The following is a 19,758-nucleotide window of genomic DNA, read 5'->3' on the forward strand; positions in this document are numbered from 1 at the left end:
CCCATCCTTCAATCCGGAACGCATTTGCCATGACTGAAACCATGATCACCAATCCGATCCTGCCGGGCTTTAATCCGGACCCCTCCATCTGCCGCGTAGGCAACGACTACTATATCGCGACCTCCACCTTTGAATGGTATCCCGGCGTCCAAATCCATCATTCGCGCGATCTCGCGAACTGGACCCTCATCGCCCATCCGCTTGATCGGGGTGATCTGCTCGACATGCGCGGCAACCCCGACAGCTGCGGTATCTGGGCACCCTGCCTCACCCATGCCGACGGGCTGTTCTGGCTGATCTACACCGATGTGAAACGGCTTTCGGGCAGTTTCAAGGATGCCCCCAACTACCTGACCACAGCGCCCACCATTAACGGCCCCTGGTCAAAGCGGATCTATCTTAATGCAAGCGGATTTGATCCGTCCCTTTTCCATGCGCCCGATGGCCGGAAATATCTTGTCAACATGCTGTGGGACCACAGACAGCAAGGTCATGGTGATCAGTTCGCCGGGATCGTGCTGCAGGAATATGATGTAAACGCCGAGAAACTGGCCGGGCCGATCCACAACATCTTCCAGGGAACGGAGCGGAAGCTGACGGAAGCGCCGCATCTCTATTACCGTGAAGGCTGGTACTATCTGATGACGGCTGAAGGCGGCACGGGCTACGAACATGCCGTGACACTGGCACGATCACGGTCGCTCCTCGGACCCTATGAGGTTCACCCGGACAAGCATGTGCTGACCACCGCCTTCGCACCGGACGTTCCGCTGCAGCGCTGCGGGCATGCTGATATAGTCGAGACGCAGGCGGGCGAGACTTATATGGTTCATCTGTGTTCCCGCCCGCTCACCGTCTCCGATACGACGGGACAGTCAGCGATCCGGCGTGATCTGCCCGGCTCAGATCAGATCCAGCGCCGCTCACCACTCGGACGGGAGACAGCTATCCAGAAGATGGAATGGCGTGATGACGGCTGGCTCTATCTTGCCGAAGGCGGCCAGGCACCGAAGACGATCCACACCACAAGACCGGACGGTCTGAAAGCGGAAGAAACGGCCGCGGAACCTGTGCGGACCCGCTTTGCCCCCGGCCAGCTTCCCATTGCGTTCCAGTGGTTGCGCAGCCCAGAACCTGCGCGCCTGTTTTCACTTGCGGCCAACCCGGGAAGCCTGCGTATCTATGGCCGTCTGTCGCCCGGCAACTTTTTCGAAAGCGCCATGCTGGCCCGCCGTCAGACAGCGCTCAGCTATCGTGCTGCAACGCAGATTGATTTCAGCCCGCGCGATTTCCAGAGCTTTGCCGGCCTGATCTGCTGGTACAATCAGTGCCAGTATCATTATCTTGCAATGACGCGCGAAGATGACGGAAGCCGTGCCCTGCGGATCATGTCGGCACTCGGAGATTTTCCGTTCGGTCGCTCGGTTTTCGGCTGTGATCCAGTCCGGCTTCCCGAAGAAGGCCCGCTGGATCTCGCCGTCGAAGTCGCCGGTCCGGCATTGCAGTTCTTCTGGCGGAACGGCGAGGGCGGCTGGCAGATGATTGGCCCGGTCCTTGACGCCACCATCCTCTCCGATGAGGCGGGCGTCGGCGAGGGCAATAATTTCACCGGCGCCTTTGTTGGCATGGCCGCACACGATATCAGCGGCCAGGCACAGCATGCCGACTTCGCCTGGTTCGATTACGAGACGCGCGGTTAGCTGGGGCATACCGCTTTCCGCATTTTTTACATCTGCGAAACCTGATTGCTTTGGCGCGCCGCGCCGAAGATGGGTTTTCGTGCCCTGAACATACCTCCGTCGCAGTCGCTCGCGTCACAAAGCCCAATGGTAGAAGCACCGATGAACACCTTACTGTCGCATTTTATGAAGCTAGAGGCAGACGCCAGAGGCGAGACCTGCGCGGCCACCCTCACCAACGAGGATGGATATGACCTCTGGCTGCGCTATCTGCCGCAGCCGGAAGACCGGCGCACGCATATCCTTGAACATGCATCAATGCTGATTGCCGGTGCAGACAGCCCCACCATTCTGGTGGCCCAGGAGGAACTTGAACACGCGCTTTTCGCCATGACGCTCCACTGTGTGCCAAAGGCCGAACCATCCACCATCGGCGATGGCGCGATCATCATCGGAACCCCTGAAGGTAATCCGCTTATCGCATCGGCGGCACTGCCACTTGATGATCTCGGCCCCGAGGGCTATCTGGTTCGGCGCATGACCATGAATGGCTGCAATGTGACGGCCATTGCCGCCGGCAGCGATACCGGTGTGCTTTATGGCTGCTTTGCCTTCCTGCGTCATATTCAGACCGGCCGGTCGCTTGCGGCAACGGATCTTCGTTCCCGTCCGAAACTCGATCTCCGCCTCCTGAACCACTGGGACAATCTCGATGGCACGGTGGAGCGCGGCTATGCGGGTTTCTCGATCTGGGACTGGTGGACGCTGCCGGACTATCAGCAGCAGCGTTACACGGACTACGCACGGGCCAATGCCTCACTTGGTATCAATGGCACTGTACTCAACAACGTCAACGCAGCTCCGGAAATCCTCACCCCCTTCTATCTGGAAAAGGCCGCGATGCTGGCAGCGATCTTCCGGCCCTTTGGTCTGAAGGTATTCCTTTCGGTCAATTTCGCCTCACCCGCTGCCCTCGGCGAATGTGAAACGGCAGATCCGAGCCATCCGGATGTCCAGTCCTGGTGGCAGAACAGGGTCAACGCGATCTATGCCGCCATACCTGATTTCGGCGGCTTTCTGGTCAAGGCAAATTCCGAAGGACAGCCCGGCCCGGGCGACTATCAGCGCAGCCATGCTGAAGGCGCCAATATGATTGCCGAGGCACTGGCGCCGCATGGCGGCATACTGATCTGGCGCGCCTTTGTCTACGCCTCGGATGCCGGAACAGACAGGGCGGGCGAGGCGCTGAACGAGTTTGCGCCGCTGGACGGGCACTTTGCGCCAAATGTTCTGGTACAGGTCAAAAACGGTCCGATTGATTTCCAGCCGCGCGAACCCTTCTCGCCGATCTTCGGCAAGCTCACCAAAACCCCTTTGGTGATGGAATTCCAGATCACCAAGGAATATCTCGGCCAGGCAACCCACCTTGCCTTTCTCGGCCCCGTCTTCGAAGAGGTGCTGCAATTTGACACCCTGAGCGCCGGCAGGGGATCGACAATCTCGAAAATCCTGCAGGGAAAGCTCTTCCCGCAGAGGCTGACAGGCATGTCGGGCGTTGCCAATATCGGCTCCGACCGCGACTGGACCGGCGGAATATTCAATCAGGCCAACTGGTATGCCTTTGGCAGAATGGCATGGGACCCGGATGACACAGCCCGTGCCATCGCAGAAGACTGGACTCGCATGACCTTCAGCAATGAGGCTGCTTTCGTGTCCACAATCGTTGACATGCTGATGCAGTCGCACGAAATCCTTGTCGACTATATGATGCCCTTCGGCCTGCATCACCAAGTGGCGACCGGCCATCACTATGGGCCCGGCCCCTGGGTAAACGATCTGGCACGCGCGGAATGGAACCCGACCTATTATAACAGGGCGGATAGCGCCGGTATCGGCTTCAACCGGCTTGCCGATGGCAGCAATAGCATTGGCCAATATAGCGAAGAGATGCAGGCGCTGTTTTCCGACCCACACGCGTTTGACGAACGCTATCTGCTCTGGTTTCATCACATTCCCTGGGATTTCCGCATGAAATCCGGCAAGTCGTTGTGGCAAAGTCTGATCGAGCGTTTCGACAGGGGCGCGGAAGCTGCCGCCGTCATGGCGGCAAACTGGTCCGACGCACGCCCCTATGTGGACGGCCAGCGGTTCAAACAGGTAAACGCCTTTCTCGCAATCCAGGCACGCGAGGCACGATGGTGGCGGGATGCCAATATTGCCTATTTTCAGGCGATCTCGGGACTGCCGTTGCCAACCGGGTATGCAGCCCCGCAAAAGGGACTTGAAACCTACAAAGCCCTTTCTTTCCCATTTGCCCCGGGCAATCCCGACTGACGGACACCGCAAGGCCCGGACCGCAGGCTCAGGTCTGCTGTCCGGGTCTTCACAGGCGCACAAACATCGGGCATCTCAGCCAATGGGATTGCCAGGTTAGCAGGACCCTGCCTCATCGGGCCCCGGCCCCTCCGGTGAACCGATCATCTCGGCAATATGGTCCCGTGGGGATGTCCATCGGATAGGCACCGCGGTGCGGCGAAAACTATGCCGGCCACCTGGCCGGGGACATCCATAACCGTCATTACAGGTTGCCCATCGAAAAATCGCATCGCGCAAAAGATGATCTAAAAACGCATATTGTGAGAGAGATCAGCAAGAACGTTCTCGCTCCTGGCTAGGCGAACCTCAGCGGAGCTGAACTCTTTTCGGCTCTGATGATGTAACCGCCCTCCGACGACCTCAATGAGACCAGTCAGAAGCCTAAAGAGGCGCGTAGCCCGAAGCACGATTGTCCGAGTTGCTAGGCCTGCAGCCCGAGAAGCTTCAGATCGTCGGACGCCCTGTCGCCATAAAGGCAGGCGAACAGCGTCGGCATCTTCAGGATGGACATGGCCGATTTCGTCACCTTGCCGTCTCTGTCAAGAAAGCCGCGCGCGATCTGTGCGGCCTGTTTCGCCGGATCGGTCAGGCTGTGCATCGCCCGCTCCATGCCGGGCTTGTGTATGATATTGGCAAAATCAGACCTGATCTCACCATTTTCCGATGCAAGACCGAGCTTTTTCATTGCCGTTTCGTGGCGATCGAAAAAGGCCTGATGGTTCTGCGCCAGATCGCGCTCAGTGTCGTGGTGTCCGGCATGCAGCCTGGCTGGGGCTGTCGTTCGTCCGGCCCGACCGTAGATTGCGGAGACGTCGCTGCCGCCCTCTTTCGGCTTCAACGTTGCCGATCGGTTGTTCAGACGGCCGCGTATCGCGGCTTGCTTCTCTGACGGGGCCGGTTCATTGCACACGCTGGGCGCTCGCCCTGATTGTATATGGCCAGTTATGGTCTTCATGGCAAACTCGCAGAGTTGTTCAGCTAATCGAAAATCTCTGTCAAATATATTCAAGTTTATACAGATATTATAATCAATTTTGCCAATAACGCGGCGAAGGTGTGGCGCCGAGGTGTCCGTGTCCCCGGCGCCAGCGTCAGCACTCAAATCTGATAGTCGTAGCTGAAGCTGCTTTCCATGCGCCAGTCCTTCGCCAGCACACGGCGAGCCCCCTTCACCTCGACGCGGGCCTTCAGTTTGATGTCACCGCTGGAAGCACCGACCATCAGCGTGAAAAAGCCGGGCTCGACCACGCGCTTTCCTTCCATGCCCGTGAAGTTCAGCATATCGACTGGCAGGCGGATATGGACCCGCGCAGAAGCGCCCGCGGCCAGCTCCACACGCCCGAAGGCCTTGAGCTCCTTGACCGGGCGGACGACCGAAGCCAGTTCGTCGCGCACATAAAGTTGCGGCACGGCGATGCCCTTGCGCCCGCCGACATTTGTCACCGTGAAGGAGAGTTCAACCGTGCCGGTGTCGATATCAACAGCGTTACGCTCCAGCATGACACTGGAATAGGCGAAGCGCGTGTAGCTCAGACCATGGCCGAATGGATAGCGGCTACCGAAGTGGCGGGCGATCGGCGTGCCCGACGACTTGAAGTTGTGGTTGTAAAAATAGGGACCGGCCCCGGCGCTTTTCGGCACGGAAAGCGTCAGACGTCCTGATGGTTCGACTGCACCGGTCAGCACGGACACCAGCGCTGTACCACCCTCCTGCCCGGCAAAGAAGGTCATTACCTGCGCCGCGATCCGGTCTTCATTACCGCCGAGATTATAGGGGCGGCCGGAAGAGAGCACGACAATCACCGGTGTGCCGGTGGCGATGATGCTGTCAATCAGTTTCTGCTGCACGCCTGGAAGGTCCAGCCTGTCCGTATCTGAACCTTCACCAACGGTACCAGTCTGGAAAATGCCGGACAGATCACCGACACAGATCACGGCAACATCAGCTGATTTGGCAGCCGCCATGGCATCCGGGATCATGTCAAGCCTTGTGGAAAGCGACGAGGCCTGCTCCAGCGAGGTGCTGTCATCGACATCGCCGGGAAAAACCGGCGCGCCGGCACGCCGTTCATCGAGGATGTTGCAGCCACGGGCATAGACGACATTGTCCTCACCTAGAGCCTTCTTGAACGCTTCAAGCGGCGTGACAACGCTTTCGACCTCTTCCTGCGCCTCGTTATGAATCAGATGCACGGGGAAGGAATAGTCGCCGAGCAGTGCCAGCGGATCATCGGCACAGGGGCCGATCACGGCGACCTTGAGGCCAGGCTTGAGCGGCAGGATGCCGGTATTGTCAAGGATCGTCACCGACTGTTCGGCAACCTTGCGGGCTGTTTCGACGCTTGACCCCGCCTGCAGCACGATCCCGGCGTCGTCGGCATAGGGCTTCTCAAACAGGCCGATGCGGAACTTTTCGGTGAGAACCCGGCGGGCGATTTCAGTGATCTTGTCCTCGGAAATCAGGCCACGGGCAACCGCATCCTTCAGATCCCGCGCGCAGTCATCGCCCGGAAGCTCGATATCGAGGCCAGCACCGAAGGAAAGGGCAGCTGCTTCCGCCCGGTCTGCCGCGACGCCATGATGCTGATAGAGCAGGCTGACGCCGACATAGTCGGCAACGATCAGCCCGTCAAAACCCCAATCCTCGCGCAGCACCTCTGTCAGGAGATGATGCGAGGCATGCACCGGCTCATTGTCGATGTCGTGATAGGCAGGCATGACCGATCCGGCATTGGCAAGTTTCACCGCCATTTCGAACGGCAGCAGGAACATGTCATTCAGTTCGCGCCAGCCCATATGAACGGGCGCATGGTTACGGCCTCCTTCGCTGGCAGAGTGACCGGCATAATGCTTCAGCGTTGCCAGGAGATCGCGCTTCTTGCCCTGCAGGCCGCGGACATAATGCGTCGCCAAGATGCCGGCGAGATAGGGATCTTCGCCGAAACTCTCCTCGGTCCGGCCCCAACGAGCGTCGCGGGCAACGTCGAGAACAGGGGCCAGCCCCTGGTGGCAGCCGATGGCACGCGCCTCCTGGCCGATTGCTTCGCCAACCCTTTCAATCAGTGCCGGATTGAAGGTCGCACCATAGGCAAGCGAGGAGGGAAACAGTGTGCCGCCCTTGATCATCAGACCGGAAAGGCATTCCTCATGCGACATGACAGGAACACCAAGGCGGGTTTCCTCGATCATGAAGTGCTGCAGGCTGTTGAGGGCGCGAACCCCTTCCTGCGCGTCAATGCTGCGCGTACCGAGCGGACGGGTCACCTGGCCGAGGCCGGATGACAGCATCGCCTTCAGCGTTTCCGGGTCAGATGAGCCGGTGAACTGGTCCGAACGGGTGCGGTGTTGCCCGTTCTCCTCGAGAAACAGCCAGACGGCGTGAAGCTGACCGATCTTCTCAGAAAGCGACATACGCGAGATCAGATCTTCAGCGCGGGTTTCGGCCGAAAGGGCGGAGTCCTTGTAGAGGGGCGTTGTCATTGTGTTCATGTCCTGAAATCCAAAAGCGTTACGACGGCATCATGCCTGCTTGCGCGGTCCGGGAACGCTCGGCAGATAGCTGAGCGCGTCGCCGGCGGCGTCGAAGAGATGGCATGAGGCGGGCCTGATGGAAAAAGTGGTGGGGGCTTCGGCCGGGCTGACGATGTCCTCGGAGACTTTGGCGATCATCGGTGCATCACTCTCGAGATAGAGATAGCTATATTCGCCGAAATTCTCGACCGAGGTGACCTTGCGGGTCAGTACCTGCTCGGTTGCTCCCGGTACCGCCGGCTGCATGTGTTCCGGACGTATGCCGAGCGTCAGCTTGGCGCCGCTGGAAAGTGTCGAAGCATCCACCGGAACCTCAATGGTCTCACCCGTTGAAAGCGTCACGGATGCCCCGTCCGGGCCGACAGATGCCAGCGTTGCCGGCAGGAAATTCATAGCCGGAGACCCGAGGAAACCGGCGACAAACAGGTTTTTCGGCCGGTGGTAGAGCTCCAGCGGCGCGCCGACCTGGGCGATCGAACCCTTGGTCAGCACATCCGGCCCGGCCCTGAGCAGCACGATCTTGTCGGCCAGCGCCATGGCCTCTGTCTGGTCGTGGGTCACATAGATCATGCTGGCTTCGGGAAAGTCGCGATGGAGGTTGGAAATCTCCGTACGCATGTGAACCCGGAGCGCTGCATCAAGATTTGAAAGCGGCTCATCGAACAGGAAGACAGCAGGCTGGCGCACAATGGCCCGGCCGATGGCAACGCGCTGGCGCTGGCCGCCGGAGAGCTGTTTCGGCTTGCGCTCCAGCAGGTTTTCAATCTGCAAAATGCGGGCTGCATCGCCGACGCGCCGTTCAATCTCGGCTTTCGGCGTTTTCGCCTGCTTCAGCCCGAAGGCCATGTTTTCGTAAACGCTCATATGCGGATAGAGTGCATAGTTCTGGAACACCATGGCGACGCCGCGTTCCGATGGCGGCACGTCGTTCATTTCCTCATCGCCGATGGTGAGCTGGCCTTCGCTCAAGGTTTCAATCCCGGCAATGGTGCGTAAGAGCGTCGACTTGCCGCAACCGGACGGCCCGAGGAAGACGCAGAATTCGCCATCTGCGATCTGAAGGTCGATACCGTGCAGAACGGTGACGGCGGAAAAGCGCTTTTCGACCTTTGTGAGAGTGATACTGGTCATGGTCTTGTCTCCATCAGCCCTTCAGTGAGCCGGCCATCATGCCGTTGACGATCTTTTCCTGGCCGATCGCGTAAACGATGATCAGCGGCAGGGAACTCAAGGTGACGACGGCGAGAATGGCGGGAATATTGGATGCGTACTGGCCCTGGAAATCCCAGACGGCGAGCGGCAGGGTGCGTTTGTCGGGAGACGAGGTCAGCACATAGGCAAAGACGAACTCGTTCCACAGCATGATGCCGTTATAGATTGCAACGGTGGAAAGGCCGGGCCCGGACAGCGGGAAGAAGATCTTCCAGAACACCTTGAACGGGCCGCAGCCATCTAGCAGGGCTGCCTCTTCCAGTTCCTTCGGCACCTGCCGCATGAATTCGGTCAGGATGAAGATCGAGATCGGCAGGCTCATTGCCACATAGGGCCCGATCAGGGCGGCAGGCGTGTCATAAAGCCCCATCGACTTCGTCATCAGATAGACCGGAACCAGCGTCACATGCAGCGGCACGATCATGCCGGCGACGATGAGGCCGAAAAGCGCGCCGGAGAGCCGGAATCTGAGCCTTGCCAGCGCATAGGCAGCCATGGCCGAAATCAGCACGATCAGGACGACCGAGACCGAGATGACAAACAGGCTGTTTCTGAGATAGATCAGAAAGGACCCCTTCAGCACATCGATATAGTTGGAAAGATTGAAGCTTTCCGGCAAGGCCCAGACCGGGTTCACATAGGTTTCATTCTGGGTCTTCAGGCTCATCATGACGACGAAGATGAAGGGCAGGGTGGTCACCGCCAGCCAGAACAGTCCGAGCACCGGGATCACAACGGACTTGACCGAAAAACCGGATTTTCTTGCTGCTTTTGCCATGATCTCAGACCTCCGTCTCGAAGCGCCGTGACAGGCGGAAGGAAATGGCCGCGATCACGGTGATGATGATGAACATGGCCGAGGCGACCGTGGTGCCGTAACCGAGCTCGAAGGAGGCGAAGACCTGCTTGTACATGTAGCTTGCCATCACCTGGGAAGCATTTTCCGGCCCGCCTTCGGTCATGACATAGATGAGATCGAAGTAACGCATCGAACCGATCACTGCGAGCAGCACGGCAGTACGGAAGGTGCCCTGCAGATGCGGAAGCTTCAGCCGCCAGAAAATCGTCGTCTGGCTGGCGCCATCAAGGCGGGCGGCTTCGGTGATTTCGCGCGGGAAAGAGGCAAGTCCGGCCAGAAACAGCACCATGTAAAAGGGGATGTTCTGCCACAGCACGACGACGATCACGGAACCAAGCGCGTAGCTTGGATCGCCGAGCCAATCATGGGCGAGGCCGGGCAGGCCGATGGCATCGAGGATGGCGTTGACCGGCCCGAAATTCGGATCGTAAATGTTCTTGAACAAGACGCCGAGTGCAACCGACGACATCAGAAGCGGAATAAAATAGAGAATCTTCAGGATCCGCGAGCCCTTGGAGGCCTCATCCAGCACGACAGCCAGAACTAGCGCAATCGGCAGCTGGATGACGATCGAGAACAGCGCCAGCAGAATATTGTTCCAGGCCGAATGCCAGAAAACGCCGTCATGGATCAGTCGTTTCCAGTTGGCGAGACCGACGAATTTGGCATTGTCGCCCAGACCGTTCCAGTCGAGGAAGGAATAGTGGAAACTGGAAATCAGCGGATACAGTAGATAGATCAGAAGCAGGATAAGCGCCGGTGCCAGAAAGATCACCGGGGCGGTTTTATTGGCAAGGATCAGCTTTCGCTGTTTCCGGAGCCTGTCAGACCGCGTGCTGTCGCCGACCTGTGACATGATGATGTCCTTTCAAGAAGCCAGCCTTTTCCTTTCGCACGCGCCGATGAAAGCGCGTGCGTCGGGCAGATTGCCGATGCGGTGTGCCCCTGAAGGGCAGAAGCCGCACCGGCAGGCAGTAGGGGAAGGGCCTTAGTTGGAGGCCTTGGCCGATGCAGCGTCCTGGATCTGCTGGGCTGCCTGTTCCGGCGTGACCGACAGACCGAAGAGTTCCTGAACCGCATCCTTGGTGGCTTCACCAACGGCCGGCGGCAGGTCCTGATCGTACCAGAGCTGAACGCTCTTAGCGTTTGCCACGGTATTGGCAACCTTCTGCAGGAAGGGGTCGTCCGTCTGGATATTCTTCAGCGGCATCATCCGCTGGTTTGCAAGGCGGTCGGCAGCGGCCGTATCGTCGGTCATATAGGTGGCAAGCTCATAGGCCTTGTCCTTATAGGGGCAGGCTTCGGAAACCGAGATATAGTTGTCGCCAAGCGTGCCGAGCACATCGCTCGGATCGCCCTTGCCATCGGGAACTGAAGGGAAGGTGAAGAAATCGACCTTGTCAGCGAAGGAGGGGTTCTCGTTGATGATCGAGGAAAGCTCCCAGGTCCCCATGACTTCCATGGCCGCCTTATTGGCATAAAGCAGGCGCCGCGAGCCGCCGATATCGTAATCGAGACCGTTATAGCCCTTGGCAAAGGCATTGGCCTTGACCAGATCCTGCAACAGCGTTCCGGCCTCGACAAAGGCAGGATCCGTGAAGGAGCCTTCACCGGTGGAGGCCGCCTGATAGGCACCAGGTCCCGCAACGCGGTCAACCAGCAACCCGTAATACATCAGCCCCGGCCACTTGTTCTTGTTGGCAAGCGCAAAGGGCGCGACATTATGATCGTTCAGCACCTGGATGATGTTCATCAGATCATCCCAGGTCTTGGGCGGTGTCAGACCATATTCCGCGAACATGTCCTTGTTGTAGAAGACAACAGCAAGACCGGTATTCTCCGCCGGGATGCCGTAGATCTTGCCGTCAAATGTGACCGGTCCGAAACTCGCATCAATGAAGCGGTCCTTGAAAGCCGGGTCCTTGTCGAGATAGGGCGTCATATCCATGACCTGGCCGGCATCGACATATTCCTTCAGCGGCCCGCCGCCCCAGGACGCGAAAACGCAAGGTGGCTGGTTGGCACCAAAACCAATCTTCAGCTTGGTCTTGTAGGCATCGTTGGCGAAGTGGGAATCTTCAACCTTATAGCCGGGATTGGCGGCTTCGAAGCGATCGGCCGCATCGCGGATCGTTCCGGCCGTCACCGCATCGGAACGCAGATCCCAGGACGTAATGACATCATCGGCATGGGCAGCTACAGGGCCGGCTGCGATGGCGGCAGCCGTGCACAACAGGGCCGCGGCGCGCGGCAAAAAACGTGAATTCATGATTTCCTCCCATGGAAACAGTGGCGAAAACGTCGCCATAGATGTAACGTTACCGGTAACGTTATAGAGTGTCAATCGCCTTTCGGCAGCTTTCAAAAGGTCCCGGCGCCACGCCAGGCACATGCTTCAGCACCGCGAAAGTGGACAGTCCGCACCTCTCGCCTTAAATGCTGAAAGGCCGAAGGCAGATGTCGCGGACAGATTGGCGAGAAAAACGACAAGAGGCCCGGCCCCCGGGGAGGAAAGAATGAAACAGCGTACACCGACACTCGCCGAGATTGCCAAGGTTGCGGGCGTCTCCCGCATGACCGCCTCACGCGCGCTCAACAACCAGCCCGGCGTGTCAGAGGAAACGCGCGAGGATATTCTGCGCATCGCCGATGAAATGGGCTATGTCGCGAACCGCCTGGCCCAGAAGCTCTCCTCCGGCCGGACCCATATCATCGGTGTCATAGCGCAGCTTCACACGCCGTTCACCAGCGATTTGGTCATGGGCGTTGGCCGCGCAGCGCGCGGGGCGGGCTATGAAATGCTGGTCTACTCGCTGCCGGACAGCGACAGCCAGCCGCCGTCGAGCGTTGTCAGCCTCGTGCAGCAGGTGGCCGATGGCGTGATCACCATCCTACCCTACGAATCGCATTATCTCGAAACGCTCGACCGTGCAGCCGTGCCGGTCGTAACCATTGACGCACAGGAAGATGAGCCGCCTTTTCCCTCGGTGATGGCGGACAGCTATCAGGGCGGACGGCTGATCATGCAGCATCTGGCCGAACACGGCCATCGCCGCGTTGCCTTCATCACCGGCGACAACCGGCTGCTGTCCGCACGGCAACGGCTTTCTGCCTATCGCGACGCGGTCGGCCGCTTTGGCCTTGACGATGATCCAGCACTGATTGCCGAGGGTGACTTTCTGCAACGCAGCGGATTCGAGGCCGCCAAGCGGCTTTTGACGCTGAAATCGCCGCCAACGGCGATTTTCGCGGCCAATGACATCAGCGCTCTCGGCGCCTATGCCGCCGTGCGTGAGGCCGGGCTCGATATTCCGGGCGATATCTCTATTGTCGGCTTTGACGATATTCCGCTGGCGGCACAGATGCATCCGCCGCTGACGACGATCCGCCAGCCGCTGCAGCAGATGGGCCGTTCGGCCGTCAACATGCTGCTGGCGCTGATTCTCGGGCTTGAAGCGCCATCAAAGCAGATCACACTGCCGGCCGAACTGGTCGTGCGGCAATCCGTTGCCCCGCCAAAACGCTGAACACACCGAGATCGGTGCGGTTCGACGGTCAAAGGCGCCGCTTCAGTGCCCGCGCACGCGATGCCAGTCCATCGCGGCAATACGCGGATCGGCCTCAAAGGCGGCGGGCGGGAATTCCAGCCGCAGGCGCGGAAACGCGCACATTGCCTGAATGCCGGAGGCGGCAACCCGGATCCGCCAGCTCTGCCGCTCAAGCGGTGCGGGGCTGGCAAAGGCGGCGCAGGTCAGAACGGCCACATTCATGCGGGATCCGGGATCACGCACCGAACGATAGCGGATCAGCCCAATTCCGGCTTCAAGCGCCGTCGCGCTGAGTGCTTGGCAGGCCTCATAATTGGTTGGGTGGGTCCAGAGCGGCGCGTCATCGGCCAGCCCACCGGCGCCAAGATCAAGCGCCAGATCCACGTATAGCGCCGCCGAAAACGCCGTATAGTCTGCCGCATTGTCCGGAAAAGGCGTATCCGGGCTCTCGGCAAAAAACAGCAACCGGTAAAATGCCATTTCGGCCACGGCCGTTTCCGGCCGTTCTGCCCCATACCAGACACCAGGCGTGATCCCGGCGCGGCGAAAGCGCGAGCCATAGGGATAAGGTCGATAGCGAAAGGGCGTCGACAGAAGATAATCGAGATGACGGCAGGAAGCCGGGACCGGCGGCTTGGTTGTCTCGAGAATATCCTCCAGTGCCGCCTGTTCGTCGGCACTGTCGACAAGCTTCTGGGTCGACACCAGATGTTGCGCTTCGACCAGTCGCCAGCCCTTGCCGGAATAGGCACGCGCTTCAGAGCGGAGCGCGGCGGGCGTCCAGATAGGCGACGACATCGGCAAGTCCCTGAATGGAGGTGATTCGGTCAATCGGGCGGGCGCCGAGAGCATTGTTTTCGGCAACAAACCACGACCGCGTCACCGCTTCATCACCGCCGGTGATCGCATCGAGCGAGCGGAAGATGCGCACCAGCAGCACGGCCAGTTCGAACGGCTTTGTTCCCTCGGCCAGAATAGCCTCGCCCTTGCGGTAGCGCGAGATCTGTGCTTCCGACACACCAAGCACCTCTGCCAGCAGCCGACCCGACAGGCCGAGCCGATCACTGGCCCGCGAGACAGCCTTGGTCAGGATCGCGCCACGATCAGGTGCACTTTGCATTGCAACAGGTTGAAGCATCGCCAAATCCTTTCTGAGGGAAATATAGTGTCAAATTCTTCCCTCGTAAAGATCATCTGCACGGACAGAGCTTCCCGCACCACTGCCTGAGCCATGTCATCGCATGGTTGACGGTATATTCCCTATACGTCATATATATTGCCTTTACGTCATTTAATGTCGATAATTGGCCATGTGGTGACTGACAAAATCTCTTGCGGAGGAGGCAGGCGATGAAAGTGCTGGTGCCCGTCAAACGGGTCATTGACTACAATGTAAAAATCCGGGTGAGAGCCGATGGATCGGGAGCTGATCTCACCAATGTTAAAATGTCGATGAACCCTTTCGACGAGATTGCGCTCGAAGAAGCGATCCGGCTGAAGGAAAGGGGCATAGCGCAAGAGGTGATTGCCGTTTCCATCGGCGCGCCCCAGGCACAGGAAACACTGCGGACCGCTCTGGCCATGGGTGCGGACCGGGCCATCCTGATTGTTGCCGATCCATCCTTCGACCTCGAACCGCTTGCCGTCGCCAAACTGCTGAAGGCAGTGGCTGAGGCGGAAGCTCCAGATCTGATCATCACCGGAAAACAGGCGATCGATAACGACATGAACGCCACCGGGCAGATGCTGGCCGGGCTTCTCGGCTGGCCGCAGGCAAGCTTCGCCTCGAAACTCGTGCTGCGCGAGGGCACGGCCGAAGTCACCCGCGAGCTCGATGGCGGTCTGCAGACAATCAGCGTGGCACTGCCCGCTATTGTCACCACCGATCTCAGGCTGAACGAGCCGCGCTATGCATCGCTTCCCAACATCATGAAGGCCAAGAAGAAGCCTCTCACCCAAATGACGGCTGCAGATTTCGGTGTCGATGTCACTCCGCGGCTCGAGATTGTCATGACGCGTGAACCGGCAGGGCGGAAAGCGGGCGTCCGCGTCGCCACGGTAGACGCGCTGATCGAAAAGCTCAGACAGGAAGCAGGAGTGATCTGATGCCCATACTCGTACTGGCCGAAATGACGGATGGCAAGCTGATGCGCGATCCGACCGCACGAACGGTCGCTGCGCTTTCACCGCATGGCGACGTCACTGTGCTGATCGCTGATGCACAGACCGGGGAAGCAGCTGAAATGGCGGCGGCCATCGACGGCGTTTCACAGGTCCTGGAAGCCGGCTCGACCGCGCTTGCCCATCAGCTCGCCGAACCGCTCTCAATGCTGCTCGCACGTCTCGCCGGGGAATATGACATCATCGCCGCCCCCGCGACGACAACGGCGAAAGATGTCATGCCGCGTCTCGCAGCCCTGCTGGACGTGATGGTAGTTCCCGATGTCATTGCCATTAGCGGACCGGACCAATTCTCCCGACCGGTCTATGCCGGCAATGCGATCCAGACGGTGAAAAGCCGCGACCGGATCAAAGTACTGACCATCCGCACATCCGGTTTTGCCGCAGCCGGAACGGCCCCTGCCGCCAGCATCAGGACTGTCGCCGTGCCGGACGCGGAAGGCTGCGCGCGCTGGATCGCTGACCATCGGGCAGACAGCGGCCGGCCCGATCTAACCGCGGCGCGCGTCGTTGTTTCTGGCGGCCGCGGCGTGGGCTCTCGGGACGCCTTTGCCATGATCGAAGGGCTTGCCGACCGGCTGGGTGCCGCCGTCGGCGCCTCGCGCGCGGCCGTTGATTCCGGTTTCGCCCCCAATGACTGTCAGGTCGGGCAGACCGGCAAGGTGGTTGCACCCGACCTCTATATCGCCTGCGGCATTTCCGGCGCCATCCAGCATCTGGCTGGCATGAAGGATTCGAAAATCATCGTCGCCATCAACAAGGACGAAGAGGCGCCGATCTTTCAGATCGCCGATTATGGCCTCGTCGCGGATCTCTTCGAGGCTGTACCGGAACTTCAGCGAAAGCTATGAACAGCGCACAGGGCGGGGCATCCTGCCCTGTGCGGCATGCGGTTGCCTCAGCGGCAGAGACGCGCCAGCGTTGCCCGGTAATCCGCCGCCAACTGATCGACCAGAGCACCGACGCCGGGCACGGCATCGATCGCACCGACACCATGGCCAGCCGACCAGACCGTCTTCCAAGCCCTGGCCTCACTGGCGATGTCCGTTGCACCGTGGGGCGGCAGGGCATCCGGATCAAGACCGGCCGCCGCGATGCTGGACCGCAGGAAGTTGGCACCCACCCCTGAAATTTCGCGGGTATAGACGATATCACCGGCCTGCGCCGCGACCAGCATCGCTTTATAGGCCTCGGCGGCCAGCGCCTCTCGCGTGGCGATGAAGCGGGTTCCCATATAGGCAAAATCCGCGCCTGCAGCCAGCGTTGCCACGATTTGCGCACCATTGGAAATGGCTCCGGAAAGCGCAATCGGCCCTGAAAAAACCTGCCGGATTTCCGCAACGAGGGCAAAGGGATTGATGGTCCCGGCATGGCCACCCGCGCCGGCGGAGACAGCGACAATGCCGTCAACGCCAACCTCTGCCGCCTTTTCCGCATGACGGCGGCTGATCACATCATGAAAGACAAGGCCGCCATAGCCATGAACGGCATCGACCACCGCTGGCGCAGCGCCAAGGGAGGTAATGACCAGCGGCACACGGTGACGCACCACTTCCTCAAGGTCGGCATCGAGACGATTGTTGGAGCGGTGAACGATCAGATTGACGCCAAAGGGGGCAGCACCCGGCAGATCCGCAAGACGTTCATCGATCGCCTCCAGCCAGGCGGCAAAGCCAGCGGTACTGCGCTGGTTCAGCGCCGGAAATGTACCGCAGATCCCGGCCTTGCAGGCTGCAACGACCAGGTCCGGGCCTGAGACCAGAAACATCGGCGCGGCGATTACCGGCAACCGCAACCTTGATCTGAATTCGACAAGCGAAACCATGCAGATGCTCCTGCGTCCAAATGCTGACCGCGATCAGTCAAACCTCATGCAGCCACGGCCATGGTCGCCCGCTCGGCGGGAGACAGCAACAAAAGGCAGGCTTCCGGCAGGGCTGGGCTTGACGGCAAGCGCCCGAGCGGCGCGAAAAAATCTTCTGTCGTCACCTTTTCCTTGCCGTCGCCCGGCTTCAGCACAACGGCGCGCACAAACGCACTGACGGCAAGCTCCCCAGTCGCCGTCATGATGCGATGCTCCATGAACAGAGAATGCTGCGTCCAGCCGACAATTTCTGTCTCGAGTGCAAAGCGGGCAAACAGTCCCAGTGACCGACGATAGCGGGCATTGAGACCGGTGAGAACCGGTATCCAGCCATGTCGCCGCATGTTCTGTGCCAGTCCCGAGCGGAAAAGCAGGTCCATGCGCCCTATATCCATCAAGGTAAGGTAGCGACCGTTGTTGACATGAAAGTTGATGTCGAGATCCTGCGGCCAGACACGAAGCCAAACCGTCGAGATATCATGCGGCGGGTTGAGGTTCTGCCGGAACCGGCTGCGACTGATCGTCATCAATAACCTTCGCCAGACATACATCGTTTTCGCTCCTGAGCGTTTGGTGGATCAGGATAGACCACCAAAAGATTGACAGTCGTCAACCTTTCTCTTGATGAGGATGACGTATACGTATACTATCTATCCTATCAGTCATGTCGAGAAGAAGATATCGCCATCAGCCTTTGAGGAGAGGCCGGCAATATCCAGGGAGGAGACGTGAGACAGGAAGATTTTGAAAAGCCGGCCACCATGGCCGGCTGCAATGACCTATCGCAGGCAAAGGTTGCCGGGGGGCACCTGTTCAGCCGGAAGGATGAGGGGCTGACATTGCCATCCTTCCTGGATGCGGCTGTCAGACGCTTTTCCGACCGTCCTGCCATCGAGTTTTTCGACCGCGCCTACAGCTATGGTGAAATCGGCAGCCGGATTGACGGCTTCGCCGCCGGCCTTGCAGCTCTCGGCGTCAAGAAAGGAACGAGGCTCGGGCTCTGCCTGCCCAATACGCCCTATTCTATGATCTGCTTCTTCGGCGCGCTCAAGGCCGGAGCGATCATCGTGAACTGCAACCCGCTTTATACCAGCCGCGAACTTCTGACGCAGATCCGCGATTCAGGCACAGAAATCATGGTCACGATCGACCTGAAGGCGGCTTATGAGAACCTCGGCAAGATCGTCGGCGAAGCCGGCCTGAAACACGTGATCGTCTGTTCAATGGCGGATACGCTGCCGGCCGCAAAGGCGATGATGTTCAGACTGCTGAAGCGGTCCGAAAGGGCATCGATCCCGAAAGACGGCATCCATATCAGCTATGAGGCGGTGATGCGCCAGGGCCGGGAGAGACCGCTTCCCGCTGTCGCACTCTTTCCGGACGACATCGCCGTTCTGCAATATACCGGCGGAACGACAGGGGTCCCCAAGGGCGCGATGCTTTCCCACGCCGCCCTTATTTCCAATGCCCGGCAGATGATTGCCCATGAGGGTTCGGACATGCTGCGCGACGGCGTGGAAACGATCATGGGGGTTCTTCCGCTGTTTCATGTCTTCGCCATGACCGTGATCATGCTGCTAGCGGTCGAGATCGGTGCCAAGCAGATCCTGGTGCCGCGCTTCAACCGCGACGCCCTGATTGCCCTGATGGAGAAGCGTCGCCCGACGCTCTTCCCCGCCGTTCCGACGATCTATGGCGCGATCAATGCCGTCGCCATGACCCGGAAAGTCGATCTGACCTCGCTCCGGCTCTGCATTTCGGGCGGAGCGCCGCTGCCTTATGAAGTGCGGGCACAGTTCGAGAAACTCACCGGCTGCACCCTGTGCGAAGGCTATGGGCTGACGGAATGTTCACCGGTCGTTTCCGTCAATCCTTTTGATGCTTCAGCCGTGCGCGACGGCTCCGCCGGCAAGGCTCTGCCCGGCACAATCATTGAAATTCATGACCCCGACCATCCGGACCGCGTTCTCGCCAGAGGCGAAAAGGGCGAAGTCTGGGTTCGCGGACCGCAAAACATGACGGGCTACTGGAACCGCGCCGACGAAACCGCCGCCACGCTTGTCGGCGATGCAGTGCGCACCGGCGATATCGGCTATCTCGACCAGGACGGCTATCTGTTCCTGATCGACCGTATGAAGGATCTGATCATCTGCGGAGGCTACAATGTCTACCCGCGAGTGATCGAGGAAGCACTTTACGAGCATGATGCCGTCGCCGAGGCCATCGTAATCGGCGTTCCCGATCCCTATCGCGGCGAAAGCCCGAAGGCCTTCGTGACGGTCAGACCCGGCAAAACGGTCACGGCAGAAACATTGCAGGCATTTCTCGCCGAACGGCTGTCGAAAATCGAACGCCCGCGCGCCATAGAGATCCGCGACACGTTGCCGAAAACGCTGATCGGCAAGCTTTCCAAGAAGGAGCTGATTGAGGAAGAGCGTCACGCACATCTGAGCCCTCAGGGTGAAGCAAATCGGAGGCCGGCCCATGTTGACGCTTGAGCCGGAAGGT

At 59.5% G+C, this 19,758-nt stretch carries 16 protein-coding genes; 6 read left to right on the forward strand and 10 right to left on the reverse strand.

Annotation, left to right across the window (positions count from 1 at the left end; all coding sequences use genetic code 11):
- Nucleotides 1–41: 41 nt before the first annotated feature.
- The gene (locus HCK86_RS09665) at nucleotides 42–1,700 is read left to right on the forward strand and encodes a glycoside hydrolase family 43 protein (protein ID WP_176084531.1); all 1,659 of its coding nucleotides are present in this window, start codon (nucleotides 42–44) and stop codon (nucleotides 1,698–1,700) included.
- A 141-nt stretch (nucleotides 1,701–1,841) separates the two neighbouring features.
- Nucleotides 1,842–4,013 carry an alpha-glucuronidase family glycosyl hydrolase gene (locus HCK86_RS09670; RefSeq protein ID WP_210259868.1) on the forward strand — a complete coding sequence of 724 codons (2,172 nt, stop codon included), beginning with the start codon at nucleotides 1,842–1,844 and terminating at the stop codon, nucleotides 4,011–4,013.
- A gap of 463 nt (nucleotides 4,014–4,476) precedes the next feature.
- Here the strand turns inward: HCK86_RS09670 and HCK86_RS09675 are convergent, their stop codons facing one another.
- From HCK86_RS09675 to HCK86_RS09700, 6 genes are all read right to left on the reverse strand, one after another.
- Nucleotides 4,477–4,893, reverse strand: coding sequence for a hypothetical protein (locus HCK86_RS09675; RefSeq protein ID WP_176084262.1), 417 nt, complete (start codon nucleotides 4,891–4,893; stop codon nucleotides 4,477–4,479).
- A gap of 260 nt (nucleotides 4,894–5,153) precedes the next feature.
- The gene (locus HCK86_RS09680; protein WP_176084263.1) at nucleotides 5,154–7,544 is read right to left on the reverse strand and encodes a glycoside hydrolase family 3 N-terminal domain-containing protein; all 2,391 of its coding nucleotides are present in this window, start codon (nucleotides 7,542–7,544) and stop codon (nucleotides 5,154–5,156) included.
- 30 nt (nucleotides 7,545–7,574) lie between these two features.
- On the reverse strand, nucleotides 7,575–8,717 hold the full coding sequence (gene ugpC / locus HCK86_RS09685) for a sn-glycerol-3-phosphate ABC transporter ATP-binding protein UgpC (RefSeq protein ID WP_176084264.1): 1,143 nt from the start codon (nucleotides 8,715–8,717) through the stop codon (nucleotides 7,575–7,577).
- A 13-nt stretch (nucleotides 8,718–8,730) separates the two neighbouring features.
- Entirely contained in the window at nucleotides 8,731–9,576 is an 846-nt protein-coding gene (locus HCK86_RS09690; protein ID WP_176084265.1) for a carbohydrate ABC transporter permease, read from the reverse strand.
- Between the two features lie 4 nt (nucleotides 9,577–9,580).
- Entirely contained in the window at nucleotides 9,581–10,513 is a 933-nt protein-coding gene (locus HCK86_RS09695) for a sugar ABC transporter permease (protein ID WP_176084266.1), read from the reverse strand.
- A gap of 132 nt (nucleotides 10,514–10,645) precedes the next feature.
- Nucleotides 10,646–11,926 carry an extracellular solute-binding protein gene (locus tag HCK86_RS09700; RefSeq protein ID WP_176084267.1) on the reverse strand — a complete coding sequence of 427 codons (1,281 nt, stop codon included), beginning with the start codon at nucleotides 11,924–11,926 and terminating at the stop codon, nucleotides 10,646–10,648.
- Between the two features lie 247 nt (nucleotides 11,927–12,173).
- Here HCK86_RS09700 and HCK86_RS09705 point away from each other — a divergent pair, with 247 nt between their 5' ends.
- A complete protein-coding gene (locus tag HCK86_RS09705) occupies nucleotides 12,174–13,184 on the forward strand; it encodes a LacI family DNA-binding transcriptional regulator (RefSeq protein ID WP_176084268.1) in 1,011 nt (336 codons plus the stop codon).
- A 42-nt stretch (nucleotides 13,185–13,226) separates the two neighbouring features.
- Here the strand turns inward: HCK86_RS09705 and HCK86_RS09710 are convergent, their stop codons facing one another.
- Nucleotides 13,227–14,003 (reverse strand): RES family NAD+ phosphorylase, encoded by a 777-nt coding sequence (locus HCK86_RS09710; RefSeq protein ID WP_176084269.1) that lies wholly within the window; start codon nucleotides 14,001–14,003, stop codon nucleotides 13,227–13,229.
- Nucleotides 13,963–14,343, reverse strand: a complete 381-nt coding sequence (locus HCK86_RS09715) for an antitoxin Xre/MbcA/ParS toxin-binding domain-containing protein (protein WP_176084270.1) — start codon at nucleotides 14,341–14,343, stop codon at nucleotides 13,963–13,965. The genes HCK86_RS09710 and HCK86_RS09715 overlap by 41 nt, the downstream gene beginning before the upstream one ends.
- 212 nt (nucleotides 14,344–14,555) lie before the next feature.
- On the opposite strand from HCK86_RS09715, the gene HCK86_RS09720 reads away from it, so the two are divergent.
- Together HCK86_RS09720 and HCK86_RS09725 are read left to right on the forward strand one after the other, a co-directional pair.
- The gene (locus HCK86_RS09720; protein ID WP_176084271.1) at nucleotides 14,556–15,311 is read left to right on the forward strand and encodes an electron transfer flavoprotein subunit beta/FixA family protein; all 756 of its coding nucleotides are present in this window, start codon (nucleotides 14,556–14,558) and stop codon (nucleotides 15,309–15,311) included.
- Nucleotides 15,311–16,237, forward strand: a complete 927-nt coding sequence (locus HCK86_RS09725) for an FAD-binding protein (RefSeq protein ID WP_176084272.1) — start codon at nucleotides 15,311–15,313, stop codon at nucleotides 16,235–16,237. The genes HCK86_RS09720 and HCK86_RS09725 overlap by 1 nt, the downstream gene beginning before the upstream one ends.
- 47 nt (nucleotides 16,238–16,284) lie before the next feature.
- On the opposite strand, the gene HCK86_RS09730 is transcribed toward HCK86_RS09725, so the two are convergent.
- Nucleotides 16,285–17,211 (reverse strand): nitronate monooxygenase, encoded by a 927-nt coding sequence (locus tag HCK86_RS09730; protein WP_176084273.1) that lies wholly within the window; start codon nucleotides 17,209–17,211, stop codon nucleotides 16,285–16,287.
- A gap of 44 nt (nucleotides 17,212–17,255) precedes the next feature.
- A complete protein-coding gene (locus tag HCK86_RS09735) occupies nucleotides 17,256–17,777 on the reverse strand; it encodes an acyl-CoA thioesterase (RefSeq protein ID WP_176084274.1) in 522 nt (173 codons plus the stop codon).
- A 201-nt stretch (nucleotides 17,778–17,978) separates the two neighbouring features.
- On the opposite strand from HCK86_RS09735, the gene HCK86_RS09740 reads away from it, so the two are divergent.
- Nucleotides 17,979–19,748 carry a long-chain fatty acid--CoA ligase gene (locus tag HCK86_RS09740; protein ID WP_348641061.1) on the forward strand — a complete coding sequence of 590 codons (1,770 nt, stop codon included), beginning with the start codon at nucleotides 17,979–17,981 and terminating at the stop codon, nucleotides 19,746–19,748.
- The last annotated feature ends 10 nt before the right edge of the window (nucleotides 19,749–19,758 follow it).

The organism is Martelella sp. HB161492 (assembly GCF_013184775.1).
Classification (GTDB): domain Bacteria; phylum Pseudomonadota; class Alphaproteobacteria; order Rhizobiales; family Rhizobiaceae; genus Martelella.